The 15,807-nt window shown below is 69.4% G+C and carries 14 protein-coding genes; 5 read left to right on the top strand and 9 right to left on the bottom strand.

The genetic code is table 11. The features are described from left to right. Positions 1–34 precede the first annotated feature (34 nt). Complete coding sequence (locus ABOD76_RS21070; RefSeq protein WP_350245678.1) at positions 35–1,012, top strand: acetylxylan esterase; 978 nt, start codon at positions 35–37, stop codon at positions 1,010–1,012. Positions 1,013–1,611: 599 nt separating this feature from the next. On the opposite strand, the gene ABOD76_RS21065 is transcribed toward ABOD76_RS21070, so the two are convergent. The 9 genes from ABOD76_RS21065 to ABOD76_RS21025 all read right to left on the bottom strand — a co-directional run bounded on the left by ABOD76_RS21065 (position 1,612) and on the right by ABOD76_RS21025 (position 11,731). Further along, positions 1,612–2,844 carry a sugar efflux transporter gene (locus tag ABOD76_RS21065; protein WP_350245677.1) on the bottom strand — a complete coding sequence of 411 codons (1,233 nt, stop codon included), beginning with the start codon at positions 2,842–2,844 and terminating at the stop codon, positions 1,612–1,614. A gap of 115 nt (positions 2,845–2,959) precedes the next feature. Continuing rightward, positions 2,960–3,250: a hypothetical protein gene (locus ABOD76_RS21060; protein ID WP_350245676.1), complete on the bottom strand. Its 291-nt coding sequence runs from the start codon at positions 3,248–3,250 to the stop codon at positions 2,960–2,962. A 105-nt stretch (positions 3,251–3,355) separates the two neighbouring features. Continuing rightward, positions 3,356–3,985: a LutC/YkgG family protein gene (locus ABOD76_RS21055; protein ID WP_350245675.1), complete on the bottom strand. Its 630-nt coding sequence runs from the start codon at positions 3,983–3,985 to the stop codon at positions 3,356–3,358. After that, positions 3,982–5,337 carry a lactate utilization protein B gene (locus tag ABOD76_RS21050; RefSeq protein WP_433961780.1) on the bottom strand — a complete coding sequence of 452 codons (1,356 nt, stop codon included), beginning with the start codon at positions 5,335–5,337 and terminating at the stop codon, positions 3,982–3,984. The genes ABOD76_RS21055 and ABOD76_RS21050 overlap by 4 nt, the downstream gene beginning before the upstream one ends. A gap of 68 nt (positions 5,338–5,405) precedes the next feature. Further along, entirely contained in the window at positions 5,406–6,143 is a 738-nt protein-coding gene (locus tag ABOD76_RS21045) for a (Fe-S)-binding protein (RefSeq protein WP_350245673.1), read from the bottom strand. Between the two features lie 44 nt (positions 6,144–6,187). Beyond that, positions 6,188–7,618 carry a rhamnulokinase gene (locus ABOD76_RS21040; protein ID WP_350245672.1) on the bottom strand — a complete coding sequence of 477 codons (1,431 nt, stop codon included), beginning with the start codon at positions 7,616–7,618 and terminating at the stop codon, positions 6,188–6,190. Continuing rightward, positions 7,608–9,695, bottom strand: a complete 2,088-nt coding sequence (locus ABOD76_RS21035) for a bifunctional aldolase/short-chain dehydrogenase (protein ID WP_350245671.1) — start codon at positions 9,693–9,695, stop codon at positions 7,608–7,610. The genes ABOD76_RS21040 and ABOD76_RS21035 overlap by 11 nt, the downstream gene beginning before the upstream one ends. Before the next feature lie 32 nt (positions 9,696–9,727). Continuing rightward, complete coding sequence (gene rhaI / locus ABOD76_RS21030; protein WP_350245670.1) at positions 9,728–10,939, bottom strand: L-rhamnose isomerase; 1,212 nt, start codon at positions 10,937–10,939, stop codon at positions 9,728–9,730. A gap of 15 nt (positions 10,940–10,954) precedes the next feature. Next, positions 10,955–11,731: a DeoR/GlpR family DNA-binding transcription regulator gene (locus tag ABOD76_RS21025; protein WP_350245669.1), complete on the bottom strand. Its 777-nt coding sequence runs from the start codon at positions 11,729–11,731 to the stop codon at positions 10,955–10,957. Between the two features lie 166 nt (positions 11,732–11,897). On the opposite strand from ABOD76_RS21025, the gene ABOD76_RS21020 reads away from it, so the two are divergent. Genes ABOD76_RS21020 through ABOD76_RS21005 form a run of 4 tightly spaced genes read left to right on the top strand, consistent with a single transcriptional unit; the run spans position 11,898 to position 15,781 of the window. Further along, the gene (locus ABOD76_RS21020; protein ID WP_350245668.1) at positions 11,898–12,239 is read left to right on the top strand and encodes an L-rhamnose mutarotase; all 342 of its coding nucleotides are present in this window, start codon (positions 11,898–11,900) and stop codon (positions 12,237–12,239) included. Further along, positions 12,232–13,773 (top strand): sugar ABC transporter ATP-binding protein, encoded by a 1,542-nt coding sequence (locus ABOD76_RS21015; protein ID WP_350245667.1) that lies wholly within the window; start codon positions 12,232–12,234, stop codon positions 13,771–13,773. The genes ABOD76_RS21020 and ABOD76_RS21015 overlap by 8 nt, the downstream gene beginning before the upstream one ends. Continuing rightward, positions 13,770–14,792, top strand: coding sequence for an ABC transporter permease (locus ABOD76_RS21010; protein ID WP_350245666.1), 1,023 nt, complete (start codon positions 13,770–13,772; stop codon positions 14,790–14,792). The genes ABOD76_RS21015 and ABOD76_RS21010 overlap by 4 nt, the downstream gene beginning before the upstream one ends. Then, complete coding sequence (locus ABOD76_RS21005; protein WP_350245665.1) at positions 14,789–15,781, top strand: ABC transporter permease; 993 nt, start codon at positions 14,789–14,791, stop codon at positions 15,779–15,781. The genes ABOD76_RS21010 and ABOD76_RS21005 overlap by 4 nt, the downstream gene beginning before the upstream one ends. Positions 15,782–15,807 lie beyond the last annotated feature (26 nt).

Genomic DNA, 15,807 nt, shown 5'->3' with positions numbered 1-15,807 from the left:
GTGCCGCACAGCGCCGCGGCGGTATAGCTGAAGGGTGGCCCACTTCGATCTGCCTCTGGATGAGCTGGAACGGTATCTTCCGGACCCCCACGAGCCCGCCGACTTCCAGGCCTTCTGGGACGAGACGCTGACCCAGGCCAGGGCGCTGGCCGGCCCGGCGCGCTTTGAGCCGACCGACACGCCGCTGTCGCTGCTGGAGGTGCTGGACGTGACCTTCAGCGGTTATGGCGGCGACCCGGTCCGGGGCTGGCTGGTGCTGCCACGGCAGCGGCGCGGCCCGCTGCCGTGTGTGGTCGAGTACATCGGGTACGGGGGCGGGCGCGGCCAGCCGCACGAGTGGCTCCTGTATGCCAGCGCCGGCTACGCCCACTTCATCATGGACACGCGCGGTCAGGGCAGCGCCTGGCGCACCGGGGACACCGCCGACCGCAGTGGGGGCGGGGAACCGCATCTGCCGGGGTTTATGACCCAGGGCATCCAGGACCGGCAGCAGTACTACTACCGGCGCGTCTACACCGACGCGGCGTTGGCCATTGCGGCCGCCCGGCAGCATCCGGCCATCGATCCGGCACGGGTCGCAGTCACCGGGGGAAGTCAGGGTGGTGGGCTGGCGCTGGCGGCCAGCGGGCTGGTGCCGGATGTGGCGGCCTGCCTGCCGGATGTGCCGTTCCTGTGCCACTTCGAGCGGGCAATCCGCATCACCGATAGTCTCCCCTACGGCGAGATCGCGCAGTACCTGCGAATCCACCGCGACCAGGCCGGGCGGGCCGCACAGACATTGCGTTACTTCGACGGCCTTCAGTTCGCGAGGCGGGCTCAGGCGCCGGCACTCTTCAGTGTGGGCCTGATGGACGACATCTGTCCGCCCAGCACCGTGTACGCTGCGTACAACCACTACGCCGGCCCGAAAGCCATTGAGGTGTATCCGTTCAATCGGCACGAAGGCGGACAGGCGCATCAGGACCGTCAAAAGCTGGCCTTCCTGAACCAAGTGCTACCGCTGAACGGCTAAGCATCTCGTAGGCGACGGGCCAGAGGGCCGGTAAATGATTCCTCGCCTCCTCTGCCCGCAGGCGGACCCCAGGCTCAGCCAAACCTGAGGCCTGAGCCGTGTCTTATCGCCCCAAAAAACGCATCAGGTGAACCGAAGCGCGCCCGATATAACGGTTTTCCCTGCACGATCTGCTGGGAGCTGTAGCGGAAAAAGTTCTCCAATCAGCCGGGTGCATCTTCAGCTGGCAAGGCGTCCGTCCCCAAAATGGTCGTTCGGAATATTCCGTTTGAGCAGTGACACAGAACGATTAGTGGTCTGTGCACCGTTGCTCGGTCTGAACGCATCTTTTTTGGCAACTGGGCCGACACGGCAAGGGCCCAGTTCCTGAACCGCTATGACCTCGCTTCCATCACGTGCTCCTCATCGGTGGCTATCTCGTTCAATGTGTGCAGTTCCTCAAGAGCAGGCTGACGGACCCTTGCACTGCCTTAGGAAGATCGGTGAGGCTGGTACGGCTTCCTCAAATGGATACATTGTTTTGCTGGGGGTGTAAGACCATCCGGCCTGCACCCTGCGGCCATGCCCTAGCCAGGCTCTGGCGGTCTCTTGACCTCCCTTCACGTGCCCCGTGAGCGGCGGCGAAACAGCTGCGCGGCCTGCTTCGGCTGAACATTGAAGCCGCGCCGCACCGCCAGCAGCAGGCCCCAGGAGGTGATGGACAGCACCGCGCACACCAGAAACACCGCGTGGTACCCGAACGCCTGCGCCACCACACCGGTGATCAGGCCGGCCAGCATGGAACCGGCATTGGTGGTGTTGGCGAACAGGGTGGTGGCGGCCCCGAAACGTCCCGGCATCAGGTCCTGGAAGTACGCCATGCCCAGACACGCCGCGATGCCGATCACCACCGCCCGCACCAGCTGAGCCACGATCAGCAGGCCCATGCCCGGCGCGACATACACCAGCACGAAGTACAGCACGAACAGTCCGAAGCCCAGCACAATCAGGCGCTCGTTCTGCACCCGGCGCGGGAACAGCACGAAGGCCAGCATGATCGGAATCTCGGCTAACGCGCACAGCCCCACCAGGAAACCCACGTTTGCAGTGGTGCCATGCAGGGCGTGGGTGACGTGAATCGGCAGGCTGATGGCGCCCATCGACATGGACGTGCCGTACAGCACAAAGCTGAGCGCCACCAGCCACACCGGGCGGGCCGGTGGCGCCCCTTCCAGCATCACCGGCTCAGCTCGACCACCCGCCTGCGGAGTCTGCCCGACCCGGGCGAGCAGGACCGGCACCGCGGCCACCGCAAAACATGCGGCGGTCCCCAGGTACAGCCCCCGGAACCCGCCGCCGGCCAGCAGGAGCGCCCCGATACCTGGTCCGCCCACCCAGGCCAGTGAGAACACCGACCTGAGCAGCGCGCTGGCCTGGTCGCCAAGTGTGCCGCTGCCGATCTGGGCGCGGGCCAGCGCGAACAGCTGTGGAAACGCCGCCGCGCCGGTGCCCAGAAACACGCTGGAAATCACCAACAGCAGCAGGTAGTTGCGCGTCACTGAGAACAGCAGGTAGCCCACCCCCGCCGCCACGATGGCGAGCAGTACCAGCGGACGGCGGCTGGCCCGGCGATCAGACCAGCGGCCCAGCCGGGTGCTGATCACGATGCTGCTGACGCTGGTGCAGGTCATGAAGAGGCCGAGGGCCAGCGGGGACATGCCCACCTCGTCGGCCCCGAACAGGGACAGATAGGGCGCAGCGAACGACAGGGCCAGCCCCAGCATCAGGACCGCCAGCATGTAGCCAAAAAAGTTGGGCAGGCGTCCGAGGGCGACAAATGACTTCCACTGCATGCCTGAGACTCCTGACACGAAAGGGCAAAACGGGCGGGCCGCCCTGCGGCACAGCGCAGAGGACAGCCCGGCGAACAACGTCCTGAATCATATCCGCTCCGGCGGACCCGGCCGGTCAGTCGCCGGTAAAGACCAGACGTTCATATTCCTGGCCCGGCTCTACGGCCGGGAGCCCCTCTTCCGCGTGCCGCCGCAGTTCGTGCAGCACGGTGGCGATGGTGGGGCCCTCGCCGTACCGCTCAATCGCCTCAGCCGTCAGGACGATCTCCAGGCCGTACTTGACCCCCGCTTCGCGCCGCATGATCCGGAACACGGTGCCGCCCACATTCAGGTCCGGCTCGGTGTAACTGCTCACCTGAACTCCGGGCGGAAAACCTGCGCGCTCGATCTGTGCCTGAATATCCATACCCCAGTCTGCCCGCCCGAGCCGGATCTGCGCTTGAGATCGGCTTTAGCGTCCGAGCAGAGAACGTGCAGGCAAACGAACATGTGTACAACTGAACAACTCTAGTCAGTCGTGCGCCTGCCCATCTTCAAGCAGCAGCAGGTGCAGCCGGCGGGGACCGTGGACGCCCTCCACCCGGCTGAGTTCGATGTCGCTGGTGGCGCTGGGTCCGCTGATCCAGGTGAGTGGCCGGCCCGCGCGCACGCTGTCCTCCAGCCGCTGAACCGCCTCCGCCACCGAATCCACCACCTGGGTAGCCCGCACCACGCACACGTGGAGGTCGGGAATCAGTGTCAGCGCCCGCCGCCCCTGACCGGGGCCGTGGTCCAGCACCACCGTGCCGGTTTCCGCGATCGCTGCTGCGCAGGTGGTCAGCACCGCCTCACAGCGGCTCAGGTCCCGGTGGCTCTGGCCCGCATCGGTGACGGCGTCCAGGCGGGTCCACCAGGCTTCCGGCAGCCCCTCCGGCACCAGCACCCGCCGGCCGGTCAACAGCGTGAGAATCCGTTCCGCCAGTTCCCCTTCACTGACCCGCTGTACGTGTGCGCGGTACTCGGCAGCGTACTCGGCAAACTGCTGCACCACCTCCGCCTGCGGGCGGCTGGGCAGCGGCGCGGCGAACGGCACCGCGGCCGCCGGAGCCACCTGTGCCCGGTAGATGCGGCTCAGGATTTCCAGCCTCGCCTCGCCGCTCATGCCTGCTCTCCGTTCACACGGTCGCGCCACAGCTCGCGGAAGCTCTTCGGCGGCAGGGCCGGCAGGTCGCGGGTGCCCGTCCAGCCGCCCAGCAACCCCGGCAGGGCGTGGATGGCCCCATGTTTCACCAGCGGCCCCTGTCCCAGCCGCGCCAGCCGGATGGCCCCCTCGAAGCGGTGCGGCTCGGCAAAGAGCCAGGCGGCGGTCTTCATGGCCACGCCCTCCACGTCCAGCGGTTTGGCCGCCGTCACCTGACCGCGCAGCGAGATCAGCACCTCCGGAATGTTGATCTTGACCGGACAGGCGTCGTAGCACGCGCCACACAGGCTGCTGGCCCACGGCAGCGTGTTGGCGTTGTCGTTCTCCAAGTGAAGCAGTTGCGGCGTCAGGATCGCCCCGATCGGTCCCGGGTACACACTGCCGTACGCGTGTCCACCTGTCCGCTCGTACACAGGACAGACGTTCAGGCACGCCGAGCAGCGGATGCAGCGCAGCGTCTGACGGCCCACCGGGTCCGCCAGCACGTCGGTGCGGCCCGCGTCCAGCAGCACCAGATGAAACGCCTGGGGCCCGTCCCCCGGGGTCACGCCGCTCCAGAAGCTGGTGTAGGGGTTCATGCGCTCGGCGGTGCTGCTGCGGGGAAGCAGCTGCAGGAAGGGCGCGATGTCGGCCCAGCGCGGCAGCACCTTTTCGATGCCCATCACCGTGATCAGCACCTCCGGCAGCGTGACGCACATCCGGCCGTTGCCCTCCGACTCGACCACACACACGGTCCCACTCTCGGCCACCGCGAAGTTGGCGCCCGACACCGCCACGCGGGTGGTCAGGAACTTTTCGCGCAGGTACAGCCGGGCCACCTCGGCGAGGCGCGCCGGCTCGTCGGTGTCGAGTTCGGCCCCGAGCGTCCGCTGGAACAGGGCGCGGATTTCGGCGCGGTTCTTGTGGATGGCCGGCACCAGAATGTGGCTGGGCGTGTCGCCGGCCAGCTGCACGATCAGCTCGGCCAGATCCGTCTCGGTGACGTGAATGCCGCGCTGCTCCAGCGCCGCATTCAACTCGATCTCGTCGGTGGCGATGCTCTTGACCTTGATGACCTCGTCTGAACCGTGACCCTGCACCAGATCGGCCACGATGGTCCGCGCTTCCTCGGCGTCCCTGGCCCAGTGGACCGTACCGCCCGCGCGGGTCACGCTGGCCTCCAGGGTCAGCAGCTGCTCGGCCAGGTCCGAGAGCGTCGCGTCCTTGATGGCCGCTCCCCGGTCACGCAGCCGCTCCCAGTCCGGCACCTCCGCCACCGCGCGCTCGCGTTTCTCCCGGATGGTGGTGGTGGCGTGGCGCAGGTTGCGGCGCATCTGGTGGTCCTGCAGCGTCTCACGGGCCGCTTCCGGAAACGGCCGGGCGGGCCGTATGCCCCCGGCGCTCACGACGCGGCCCCGGTGCTGGCCAGGATCTCGGCCAGATGCACCACGCCGGTCCCGCTCTGCAGGCGGCTCAGCCCGCCGCCGATGTGCATCAGGCAGCTGTTGTCCCCGGCGGTGCAGACTTCCGCGCCGGTGTCCATCACGTGCTGCACCTTGTCGGCCAGCATGGCGGTGCTGGTTTCCGGGTTCTTGACGCTGAAGGTACCGCCAAAGCCGCAGCACTGCTCCGCGGCCGGCAACTCCACCAGCTGCAGGCCGCGCACCCGGCGCAGCAGCCGCAGCGGCGCGTCGCCGACCCGCAGCAGCCGGGCCGCGTGACAGGTGGGATGGTAGGTGACGCGGTGCGGGTAGGCTGCCCCCACGTCCTCCACGCCCAGCACGTTCACCAGAAATTCCGAGAGCTCAAAGGTGCGCTCGCCCAGCCGGCGCACCTCGTCCAGCAGCTGCTCGTCTCCGGCCCACTCGGCGGCCTTCGGGTACAGGTCGCGCACGAAGGCCACACACGATCCGCTGGGCGCCACGATCACCTCGGCGTCCCGGAAGTCGTGCACAAACTTGCGGACCAGGGTCAGCGCCTCCGGCTGGTAGCCGGTGTTGAAGTGCATCTGGCCGCAGCAGGTCTGGGCCTCGTTGAAGCGAACCGTGTGGCCCAGCCGCTCCAGCAGCGACACCATCGCCAGACCGGTCCGGGGAAACAGGGCGTCATTCAGGCAGGTAAGAAACAGGTCGATGGTCATGGGCAGCAACCAAGGTGCGGGGTGGAGGTCATGGATTCCTTTTCCTACAGCGCGGACGCCGCCTGTGGATGTGAGTGGGGCAGGTATTCGGTCAGCTCCACAGAAGCCCGGACCACGGCACGCAGGTGTCCGGTCGGGACCGCGCCCATGGCCTGCGCCTGCACCAGCAGGTTCCCGAGCAGGGTGGCCTCCACCGGCCCGGCCAGCACGCGCCGCCCGGACGCGTCCGCGATCAGCTGGTTGAGCAGGCCGATCTGCGAGCCGCCGCCCACCACGTGCACCGTGCTGACGGTGCGGCCCGACACCCGCTCCAGCACCGAGAGCACCTCGGCGGTGCGCCGGGCCAGGCTATCGAGGATGCAGCGCACCACCGCCGCCTGGCCGTCCGGCACCGGCTGGCCACGCTCGCGGCAGACAGCCTGAATGCGCTCCGGCATGTCCAGGCCTGCCGGCAGGAAGCGCGGGTCGTCCGGGTCCAGCTGCGGGCCGCCCGGCGCGACCTGCCCGGCCTCGGCGTACAGCTCGGCGAAATCGGTGCGGCCCCACGCGCGGCAGCACTCCTGCACCATCCACAGGCCCATCACGTTCTTGAGCAGCCGGGTGGTGCCGGCCACCCCCGCCTCGTTGGTGAGATTGTGATGCAGGCTCTCCGGCGTGATGACCGGCTCCGGCACCTCCAGGCCCACCAGCGACCATGTGCCGGACGACACATAGGCCCAGTCCTCGCCCTGTGCCGGGACGGCCGCCACGGCGGAGGCTGTGTCGTGGGTGGCCGGGGCCACCACCTGCGCGCCGCTCAGGCCGGTCTCGCGCGCCACCTCAGCGGAGAGCGGCCCCAGGACCGTGCCGGGCTCAACCAGCCGGGGCAGCAGCCGCGCCGGAAGCTCTAAGCCTTCCAGCACGTCCAGCGCCCACGCCCGAGCCTGCGGGTCATACAGCTGGGTGGTGCTGGCGTTGCTGATCTCCGCCACCGGCGGGCCGCCCAGCCAGTGGTGCAGCAGGTCCGGCAGCAGCAGCACCGTGGCGGCCTGCTCCAACCGCTGCTGGGGTTCCGAGCGCAGCTGATACGCCGTGTTGAACGGCAGGAACTGGATGCCGGTGCGCTGATAGAGTTGCTCGCGGGGCAGCCGCCCGAAGGCTCGCTCCATCTGACTCTCGGTGCGCGGGTCGCGGTAGTGCCGAACCCCGCCCATCAGCTCGCCGTCGCGGTCCAGCAGGGCGTAGTCCACCGCCCAGGAGTTGACGCCCACGCTGCTGACCGGGCCGTGCTGCGCGGCGAGACTCAGGCCACGCAGCACCTCGCGCCACAGGCCCAGCACGTCCCAGTACAGCCGGCCCTGCACCGGCACCCCGCCGTTAGGGAACCGGTGCAGGATCTCCACCTCCAGCCGGCCGTCCTGCACGGTACCCAGCGCCACCCGGCCGCTGCTGGCGCCCAGGTCCACCGCCACATGACGCGTGAGCTCAGCGCACATACGCGGTGGGCACGCCTCCGTCCACCGTGAGCACGCCGCCGGTGGTCTTGCTGGCGGCCGGCGACCCGAAGTACGCCACTGCCTCGGCGATGTCTTCCGGGAACACATTGACCTTGAGGGTGGTGCGGTTGCGGTAGAACGCTTCCAGCTCGTCCGGGGCGATGCCGTAGGTGGCGGCCCGCTCGGCCCGCCAGCGGCCGTCCCAGATGGCGCTCCCCGCCAGGATGCCGTCCGGCAGCACCGAATTGACCCGGATGCCCGCCGCGCCCCCTTCCTCGGCCAGACAGCGCGCCAGATGCAGCTCGGCGGCCTTGGCCGCGCTGTAGGCCGCCGCGTTCTTGCCGGCCGCCACGCTGTTCTTGCTGCCGATGAACACCAGGTTGCCGCCGGTGCCCTGCCGCTTCATCACCCGGAAGGCCTCGCGGGCCACCAGGAAGTACCCCGTGGACAGGATGCTCTGGTTGCGGTCCCACATCTCCAGCGAGGTGTCCTCGATGGGGGCGCTGCTGGCGATGCCGGCGTTGTTGACCACCATGTCCACGCCCCCGTACGCCAGGATCGCCGCTGTGTAGGCCGCCTGCACCTGCGCTTCCTCGGTGACGTTCATGCCCACGCTGATGGCGCGCCGGAAGCCGCGTGCCTGCACCAGTTCGGTTGCCACCTCGGCGCCCCCGCCTTCGTTCAGGTCCGCGATCACCAGGTGGGCGCCGTCCTGGGCCAGCCGCCGCGCGATGGCCCGGCCGATGCCGCTGGCCGCGCCGGTCACCAGCGCCACATGGCCGTCCAGGACCTTCGGGGCCGGCTTGAGGCTCAGTTTGTACAGCTCCAGCGGCCAGTACTCGATGGCGTAGCTCTCTGCCGCCGAGAGGCTCACGAAGCCGCCCAGGGCGCTGGCGCTCTTCATCACCTGGATGGCCCGCACGTACAGCTGCCGCGACACCTCCGCCCCCATCGCGTCGGGGCCGCTGGTCACCATGCCCAGGCCGGGAATCAGCACCACCCTGGGGCTCGGCGCGAACATCACGTCGCCCTCGCTGCGGTTCTCCTCGAAGTAGCGGGCATAGTCGCTGCGGAACTGGTCCACGCCCTGCTGCGCGGCCTGTACCAGCGCCTCCTCGCCCTGCTCCGGTGCCCAGTCCAGATACAGCGGCACCCGCTTGGTGTGCACCAGATGGTCCGGGCAGGCCGCGCCCACCTGGGACAGCTGAGCAGCAGCCTGCGAGTTCACGAAGGCCAGCACCTCCGGGCTGTGGTCCACGCTCAGGATCACCGGCCGCTCGCCCTTCATGGCCCCGCGCAGCACCGGCAGCAGGCGGGCCAGCAGCGCCGACCGGTCGGCGTCCGGTACTGTCGCCACCCGCGCGCCACCGAACGGCTGCGCCTCCGGATGGGCGTCCAGGTACACCTGCGCCTCCCGGATGATGCTGAGGGTGCGCTGGTACGTCTCCTTCGAGGTGTCGCCCCAGGTCACCAGCCCGTGCTTGCCCATCACCACGCACTCCAGGCCGGGGTTGTCGCGCACCGCCGCCCCGATCTGCTGTGAGAGCGTGAAGCCGGGGCGGATGTAGTCCACCCAGGCGGCCCGCTCGCCGTAGATCTCGCGCATGATCTCCGGACCATTCGGGGTGCAGGCGATGGCGATGATCGCGTCCGGGTGGGTGTGGTCTACGTGTTTGGCCGGCACAAAGGCGTGCAGCAGCGTCTCGATGCTCTGCCGGGGCCGCCCGACCTCAAAGGCCGTGCGGTCGAGGTAGGCGGTCATCTCCTCGTCGCTCATGCTGGGGCGCTCAAACAGCGGCAGCACCTCGTCGAGCTTCAGGCCGGCAAAACCCCGCTCGCTGATGCTGGCGATGTCACTCCCGGACCCCTTGACCCACAGCACCGTGACCTCGCGGCCCAGATGGTCCTGCTCCACGCTCTTGGTGCTGGTGTTGCCGCCGTAGATGTTCACCAGCCGCCGGTCGGCGCCCAGCAGCCGCGAGCGGTAGGCCAGCGAGGCGAGGCCGTCGCCGCTCGGGGCCTCGGCGTCGTTCCAGCGGTCTTCAATGATGGTCCGGGTGTGCGGTTCAGTGGTCATGGCGCTCCTCTTGGCAGGTGGACGGGGCGGAGTCAGACGGGGGTCGGGACGGGTTCTTCCGGGTAGCCGCCGCCCCCGGCGACGGTGCCGCGCAGCTCCGCGACCCGCTGCTGGTGGCCGCTTTCCCGGTGAGCGCGGATCGGGTCCTGCGGCAGCCCGCGTTCCTCGCGCCAGCCCTGCAGCAGCGGGCGCACGTCGGTGCGGAAGGCGTCGGTCAGGACGCGGTGGGCGCCCAGCACGTCGCCGGCCGCCTGCGCCTCGGCGAGCAGGTCCCGGTCGATCAGCAGGGCCTTGGCGTACGCCTCCTGGCAGTTCAGGACGCTCTGCAGCATCGCCTCCACCTTCGGCTCGATGTTGTGGCTCTGGTCGATCATGTAGGCCACGCCCTCGGCGGCGGCGCGGGTCTGCGCGTCGCTGCTGCGCTCGGCCGCCACCAGCTCGGCGTAGATGCAGAACAGCTCGAAGGGGTTGCTGCTGCCCACGATCAGGTCGTCGTCGGCGTACCGGCGCGCGTTGAAGTGGAACCCGCCCAGCCGCCCCTCGTCCAGCAGGAACGCCACGATCTGCTCGATGTTCACGCCCGGCGCGTGGTGCCCCAGGTCCACCAGCACCTGCGCCTTCTCGCCCACCGCGAGGCAGTGCGCATACGCCGCGCCCCAGTCAAAGAGGTCGGTGGCGTAGAAGGCCGGCTCGAACAGCTTGTACTCCACCAGCATGCGCGCGCCGTCCGGCAGGGCGCCGTGCACCTGCTGCAGCGCCTCGCGCATGCGGTGCTTACGGCTGCGCAGGTCGTCCTGACCGGCGTAGTTGGTCCCGTCCGCGAACCACAGCGACAGGTCCCGGCTGCCGGTCTGGCGCATCACGTCCACGCAGTGCAGCAGGTGCTGAAGGGCCTGCTCGCGCGTCTGTCGGTCCGGGCTGGTCACGCTGCCCAGCCGGTAGCGGTCGTTCTGGAACACGTTGGGGTTGATGGCCCCGATGCTCAGGCCCAGCCCTTCGGCGTAGCGGCGGAGCGCCGTGTAGTCCTCCACCTCGTCCCAGGGGATGTGCAGCGCTACGCTCGGCGCGATGCCGGTCAGGCGCTGCACCTCGGCGGCGTCGTCCAGCTTTTCATGAATGGTGCGGGCTGCGCCGGGCCACGCGAAGGTCTTGAAGCGGGTGCCGCTGTTGCCATAGCCCCAGGAGGGCGTCTCGATGCGCTGGCGGCTGAGGGCGGCGAACAGCTCGGTCTGGTCTGATGTCATAGGGTCCTCTGCACTTCAGCCGGCCACGATCAGCTGGATGTCGTCGGCTTCCAGCTGGGCGCGGATGGCTTCGGGCGGCTCGGTTTCGGTGATGAAGGTCTGGATGTCGGCGTGGGTGGCGATGGTGGCGAGCGCCCGGCGGCCCAGCTTGCTGCTGTCAAGCAGCGCGACCGCGCTGCCACCCGAGCGGATCAGCGTCTGCTTGGCGCCCACCTCCGGCAGGTGCGGGTCGGTGAAGCCGGTCTCCGGCGTGTAGGCCTTGGCCGAGAAGAACACCCGGTCCGGATGCAGCCGGCTCATGGTGTCCATGAAGAAGGCGCCCACGAAACTGCGCGCCGGCACGTGGAAGTTGCCGCCCACCAGCAGGAACGGCACCCCGCCCGCTGCCAGCACGTTGGCGGTGTCCAGGCTGCAGGCGATGGCCTGCACCTGTTTGCTGGGCAGCAGCCGCGCCAGCGCGAGGCTGGTGGTGCTGGCGTCCAGCGCCACCGTGTCGCCGTCCTGGATCAGCGCCAGGGCGGCGCGCGCGATGCGTTCCTTGGCCTCCACGTGCTGACCGGCCCGCAGCTGGTGGGACAGCTCCTCGCTGCCGCGCTCCGGCAGGCGTGCTCCCCCGTGCACCCGCTCCAGTTTGCCCTGCTCGCACAGGGCGTCCAGGTCGCGGCGAACCGTCATCTCGTGGACCCCGAATTCGGCGGCCAGGTCCTTGACGCGCACCACCCGGTCACGCAGGGCCCGCCGCAGGATGTCCTGTTGACGCCCCGACTGGAGCGCCACTATTTCTGTGACCATGCCACAATCTAACACCAAACGAACACGAACTGACAAGAGCTTGCATTTTTTTGTGTTGTGCAGTTCAATAAACCCAGGACCCACAACCAGCCTGCTGGGTGGACCCGGTGCCGGTGAGGCGCCGTGTCTGCCAGCTCGAACCGCACATTCCACCGCCCGGAGGCGTATGTCTGTACCGTCTACACCCCTCACACGGGTCTGCTTTCTGCTTCAGGTCCGGCCCGACCGGCTGGAGGCGTACCGGGAGCGTCACCGGGCCGTCTGGCCCGACATGCTCGCCGCGCTACACGACACCGGCTGGCACAACTACTCGCTGTTCCTGCGCCCTGACGGCCTGCTGGTCGGCTACTTCGAGACGCCCAGCCTGGAGGCGGCGCGCGAAGGCATGGCCCGGCGCGAGGTGAACAGCCGCTGGCAGGCCGACATGGCCCCGTACTTTGAGGCCCTGGACGGTCTGGCGCCAGACGAGGGCTTTCTGCAGCTAGAGGAGGTGTTTCACCTTGACTGAGGCGCGTCCGGGCACCGCTGTGAACGTTCCCCGCCTGACGCTGAGCGGGGCCAGCAAACGCTTTGGGCCGGTGCAGGCCCTCCGGAACGTCAGCCTGGAGCTGTATCCCGGCGAGGCGCACGCGCTGCTGGGCGAGAACGGGGCCGGCAAGAGCACCCTGGTCAAGATCCTGGCGGGCGTGCATCAGGCCGACGCGGGTGAGCTGCAGATCGGCGGCCAGCCGGTCGTGTTCCGTGGTCCCGGCGAGGCGCGGGCGGCCGGCGTGGCGATCATCTACCAGGAGCCGACCCTCTTCCCGGACCTGACCGTGGCCGAAAACGTGCTGATGGGCCGTCAGCCGGCCACGCGGCTCGGCCGCATCGACAAACGGACCATGCAGCGGCAGGTGGCCGGCATTCTGCAGGAGCTGGGCGTGGCGCTGGACCCGGCCCGGCTGGTGCGCGGCCTGAGCATCGCCGACCAGCAGATCGTGGAGATCGCCAAGGCGCTGTCGCTGAACGCGCAGGTGCTGATCATGGACGAGCCGACCGCCGCCCTGACGCTGCAGGAAACCGAACGGCTGTTCCGGGTGGTGCGCAGCCTGCGGGCGCGCGGCGCCGCCATTCTGTTCATCACGCACCGGTTGGAGGAGGTGTTCGCCGAGTGCCAGCGCGTCACGATCATGCGCGACGGGCAGTGGGTGAGCGCCGGCGTGATCGGCGACTACACGCCCGGCAGCGTGGTGCGGCAGATGGTGGGCCGCGACCTGGGTGAGCTGTACCCGCACGCCCAGACGCAGCCGGGCGAGGTGGCCCTCAAGGTGAGCGGCCTGTCGCAGCCGGGCATGTTCGACGATGTGAGTTTCACGGTGCGCCGGGGTGAGATCGTGGGGCTGGCCGGGCTGGTGGGGGCTGGCCGCAGTGAGGTGGCGCGCGCGGTGTTCGGCATTGACCCGCGCGAGCACGGCTCGGTGCAGGTGAACGGCCACACCATTCCCCCCCTGCAGCCGCGCCTCGCGATGCGCGCCGGCCTGGGGCTGGTGCCGGAGGACCGCCGCCAGCAGGGCCTGGTGATGGAGCTGTCCATCGAGCGAAACGCCAACCTCGCCATCCTGAACCGGCTGGGCCGGGGCCTGCTGATGGACCGGGCCGCCGAGGACCGCAGCGCGCAGCAGTGGACCTCGCAGCTGCAGCTCAAGGCGCACCGGCTGTCGGACCCGGTCAGCAGCCTGTCGGGCGGCAACCAGCAGAAGGTGGTGCTGGCCAAGTGGCTGGCCACCGGACCGGCCGTGCTGATCGTGGACGAACCCACCCGCGGCATTGACGTGGGCGCCAAGGCCGAGGTGCACCGGGTGCTGGCCGAGCTGGCCGCCGCCGGACTGGCGGTGCTGATGATCAGCTCCGACCTGCCGGAGGTGCTGGGCATGGCCGACCGCATCCTGGTGATGCGCGAGGGCCGGCTGGTGGGCGAGCTGAGCCGCGAGCAGGCCAGCGAGGAAGCGGTGATGTGGCTGGCGACCGGCCAGCGCAGCCAGGACCTGGGCGGTGCCGCATGACCGCCAGCCCCAGCGAAGTGCCGGCCTCGGCGGCGAGGGCCAACCCGGTGCAGCAGCTGCTGCGCGCCCGCGAGTTGAGCCTGGTGCTGCTGCTGGCGGTGCTGATGGGCGTGACCACGGCCATCAATCCGCGCTTCCTGAGCGTGGGCAGCGTCCGCGACCTGCTGCTGAACGTGGCGATCATCGGACTGGTGGTGGTGGGCCAGACGGTGGTGCTGCTGATGCGCCACGTGGACCTGAGCGTGAGCAGCGTGGTGGGCCTGAGCGCCTTCCTGAGCGGCGCGCTGTTCGTGGCGCAGCCGAGCCTGCCGCTGCCGCTAGCCCTGCTGTTCGGTCTGCTGCTCGGCGCGGTGGCCGGTACCATCAACGGCCTGCTGGTCGCCTACGGACGGGTGCCGGCGCTGGTCGCCACCCTCGGCACGCTGTACGTGTACCGCGGCGCCGACTACGCCATCGTGCATGGCGGCCAGATCAACGCCGCCAACCTGCCGCCCAGCTTCCTGAACTTCGCCACCGGCAGCGTGTTGGGCGTCCCGAATCTGGTGCTGCTGGTGCTGCTGGTGATGGTGGGCTTCGCCGTCTACCTGGGCAGCTACCGGGGCGGGCGCGAGTACTACGCCATCGGCAGCAATCAGGAGGCGGCGGTGCTGGCCGGCATCCGGGTGCAGCGCCGGACGTTGACCGGCTTCGTGCTGAGCGGCGCCATCGCCGGGCTGGCCGGGGTGCTGTACCTGGCCCGCTACGGCACGGTGGACGCCAGCGCCGGGTCGGGGCTGGAGTTGCAGGTGATCGCGGCAGCGGTGGTGGGCGGCGTCAGCATCAACGGCGGCGTGGGCACCATCGCCGGGGCCGGCATCGGGGCGCTGCTGCTGGGCGTGATCGGCTCGGCGCTGGTGACGCTGCGGGCCCCGGCCTTCTACCAGCAGGCCATCCAGGGCGCGTTGCTGCTGCTGGCCATCAGCGTGGACATTGTGCTGTCGCGGCGCACCGCCCGGCGGCTGCAGGGAGGCCCCAAATGAAGAGCGTTCGAGGCCTGCTCGGCTGGGAGGCCACCATTCTGGCGCTGGTGGTGCTGGCGCTGCTGGGCGGCGCGCTGCTGTCGCCGGACTTCCTGACCGCCTCCAACCTGTCGTTCCTGACCGCCAACTTCAGCGAGATCGCGCTGATGGCGCTCACCATGACCCTGATCATCATCGTGGCCGAGATCGACCTGTCGGTGGCGAGCATTCTGGGGCTGGCCAGCGCGCTGCTCGGCACCCTGTGGGCCGCGCACGTGCCGATGCCGCTGGCGATCCTGCTCACCTTCCTGGCGGGCGGGCTGGCCGGGCTGCTCAACGGCCTGCTGGTCACCCGGCTGGGGCTGCCGAGTCTGGCCGTCACCATCGGCACGCTGGCGCTGTACCGGGGGCTGGCCTACGCGCTGCTGGGCGACCGGGCCATCGCGGACTTCCCGCCGTTCTACACAAATCTGGGCTTCGGCACGGTCCCCGGTACGGCCATCCCGATTCCGATGGCGCTCTTCGCCGTGCTGGCGGTCCTGACCGCCGTCCTGCTGCACGCCACCGCCTTTGGCCGCCGGCTGTACGCCATCGGGGCCAACAGCATGGCCGCCCGCTTCGCCGGGGTACAGGTGGAGCGCATCAAGCTGCTGCTGTTCGTCATGTCGGGGCTGATGGCGGCCCTGGCCGGCATTGTGTATACCTTCCGTTTCTCCAGCGCGCGCGGCGACAACGGCACCGGCCTGGAACTCGGGGTGATCGCGGCGGTGCTGCTGGGCGGCGTGAGCATCTTCGGCGGGCGCGGCAGCGTGGTGGGCGCGGTGGCGGCCGTCTTTCTGATCGGCATCATCAACGGCGCCCTGACCATCGTGGACGTCTCGAACGAAATTCTGACCATCGTCACGGGCCTGCTGCTGATCGGCTCGGTGCTGGTGCCCAACCTGCTGGCCCGGCTGCGGGCGGCCCGCGAACGGCGCGCCGTGCGCCCCGTGGGGGACGCCGTGAGCTGACCTGCCGCGCCCTCTCCCCCGCTCTC

This window comes from Deinococcus sonorensis KR-87, assembly GCF_040256395.1.
GTDB lineage: Bacteria > Deinococcota > Deinococci > Deinococcales > Deinococcaceae > Deinococcus > Deinococcus sonorensis.
The sequence above is the reverse complement of the archived record's forward strand: the minus strand, read 5'-3'. Positions and strand labels throughout refer to the sequence as shown.

What these genes read in the sequence shown, in the direction of transcription:
- ABOD76_RS21010 (WP_350245666.1), top strand. Translation starts at nt 13,770, where the DNA reads ATGACCGCCAGCCCCAGCGAAGTGCCGGCCTCGGCGGCGAGGGCCAAC.
- ABOD76_RS21060 (WP_350245676.1), bottom strand. Translation starts at nt 3,250, where the DNA reads ATGGATATTCAGGCACAGATCGAGCGCGCAGGTTTTCCGCCCGGAGTT.
- ABOD76_RS21045 (WP_350245673.1), bottom strand. Translation starts at nt 6,143, where the DNA reads ATGACCATCGACCTGTTTCTTACCTGCCTGAATGACGCCCTGTTTCCC.
- ABOD76_RS21050 (WP_433961780.1), bottom strand. Translation starts at nt 5,337, where the DNA reads ATGCGCCGCAACCTGCGCCACGCCACCACCACCATCCGGGAGAAACGC.
- ABOD76_RS21020 (WP_350245668.1), top strand. Translation starts at nt 11,898, where the DNA reads ATGTCTGTACCGTCTACACCCCTCACACGGGTCTGCTTTCTGCTTCAG.
- ABOD76_RS21005 (WP_350245665.1), top strand. Translation starts at nt 14,789, where the DNA reads ATGAAGAGCGTTCGAGGCCTGCTCGGCTGGGAGGCCACCATTCTGGCG.
- ABOD76_RS21065 (WP_350245677.1), bottom strand. Translation starts at nt 2,844, where the DNA reads ATGCAGTGGAAGTCATTTGTCGCCCTCGGACGCCTGCCCAACTTTTTT.
- ABOD76_RS21035 (WP_350245671.1), bottom strand. Translation starts at nt 9,695, where the DNA reads ATGACCACTGAACCGCACACCCGGACCATCATTGAAGACCGCTGGAAC.
- ABOD76_RS21025 (WP_350245669.1), bottom strand. Translation starts at nt 11,731, where the DNA reads ATGGTCACAGAAATAGTGGCGCTCCAGTCGGGGCGTCAACAGGACATC.
- ABOD76_RS21040 (WP_350245672.1), bottom strand. Translation starts at nt 7,618, where the DNA reads ATGTGCGCTGAGCTCACGCGTCATGTGGCGGTGGACCTGGGCGCCAGC.
- rhaI (WP_350245670.1), bottom strand. Translation starts at nt 10,939, where the DNA reads ATGACATCAGACCAGACCGAGCTGTTCGCCGCCCTCAGCCGCCAGCGC.
- ABOD76_RS21055 (WP_350245675.1), bottom strand. Translation starts at nt 3,985, where the DNA reads ATGAGCGGCGAGGCGAGGCTGGAAATCCTGAGCCGCATCTACCGGGCA.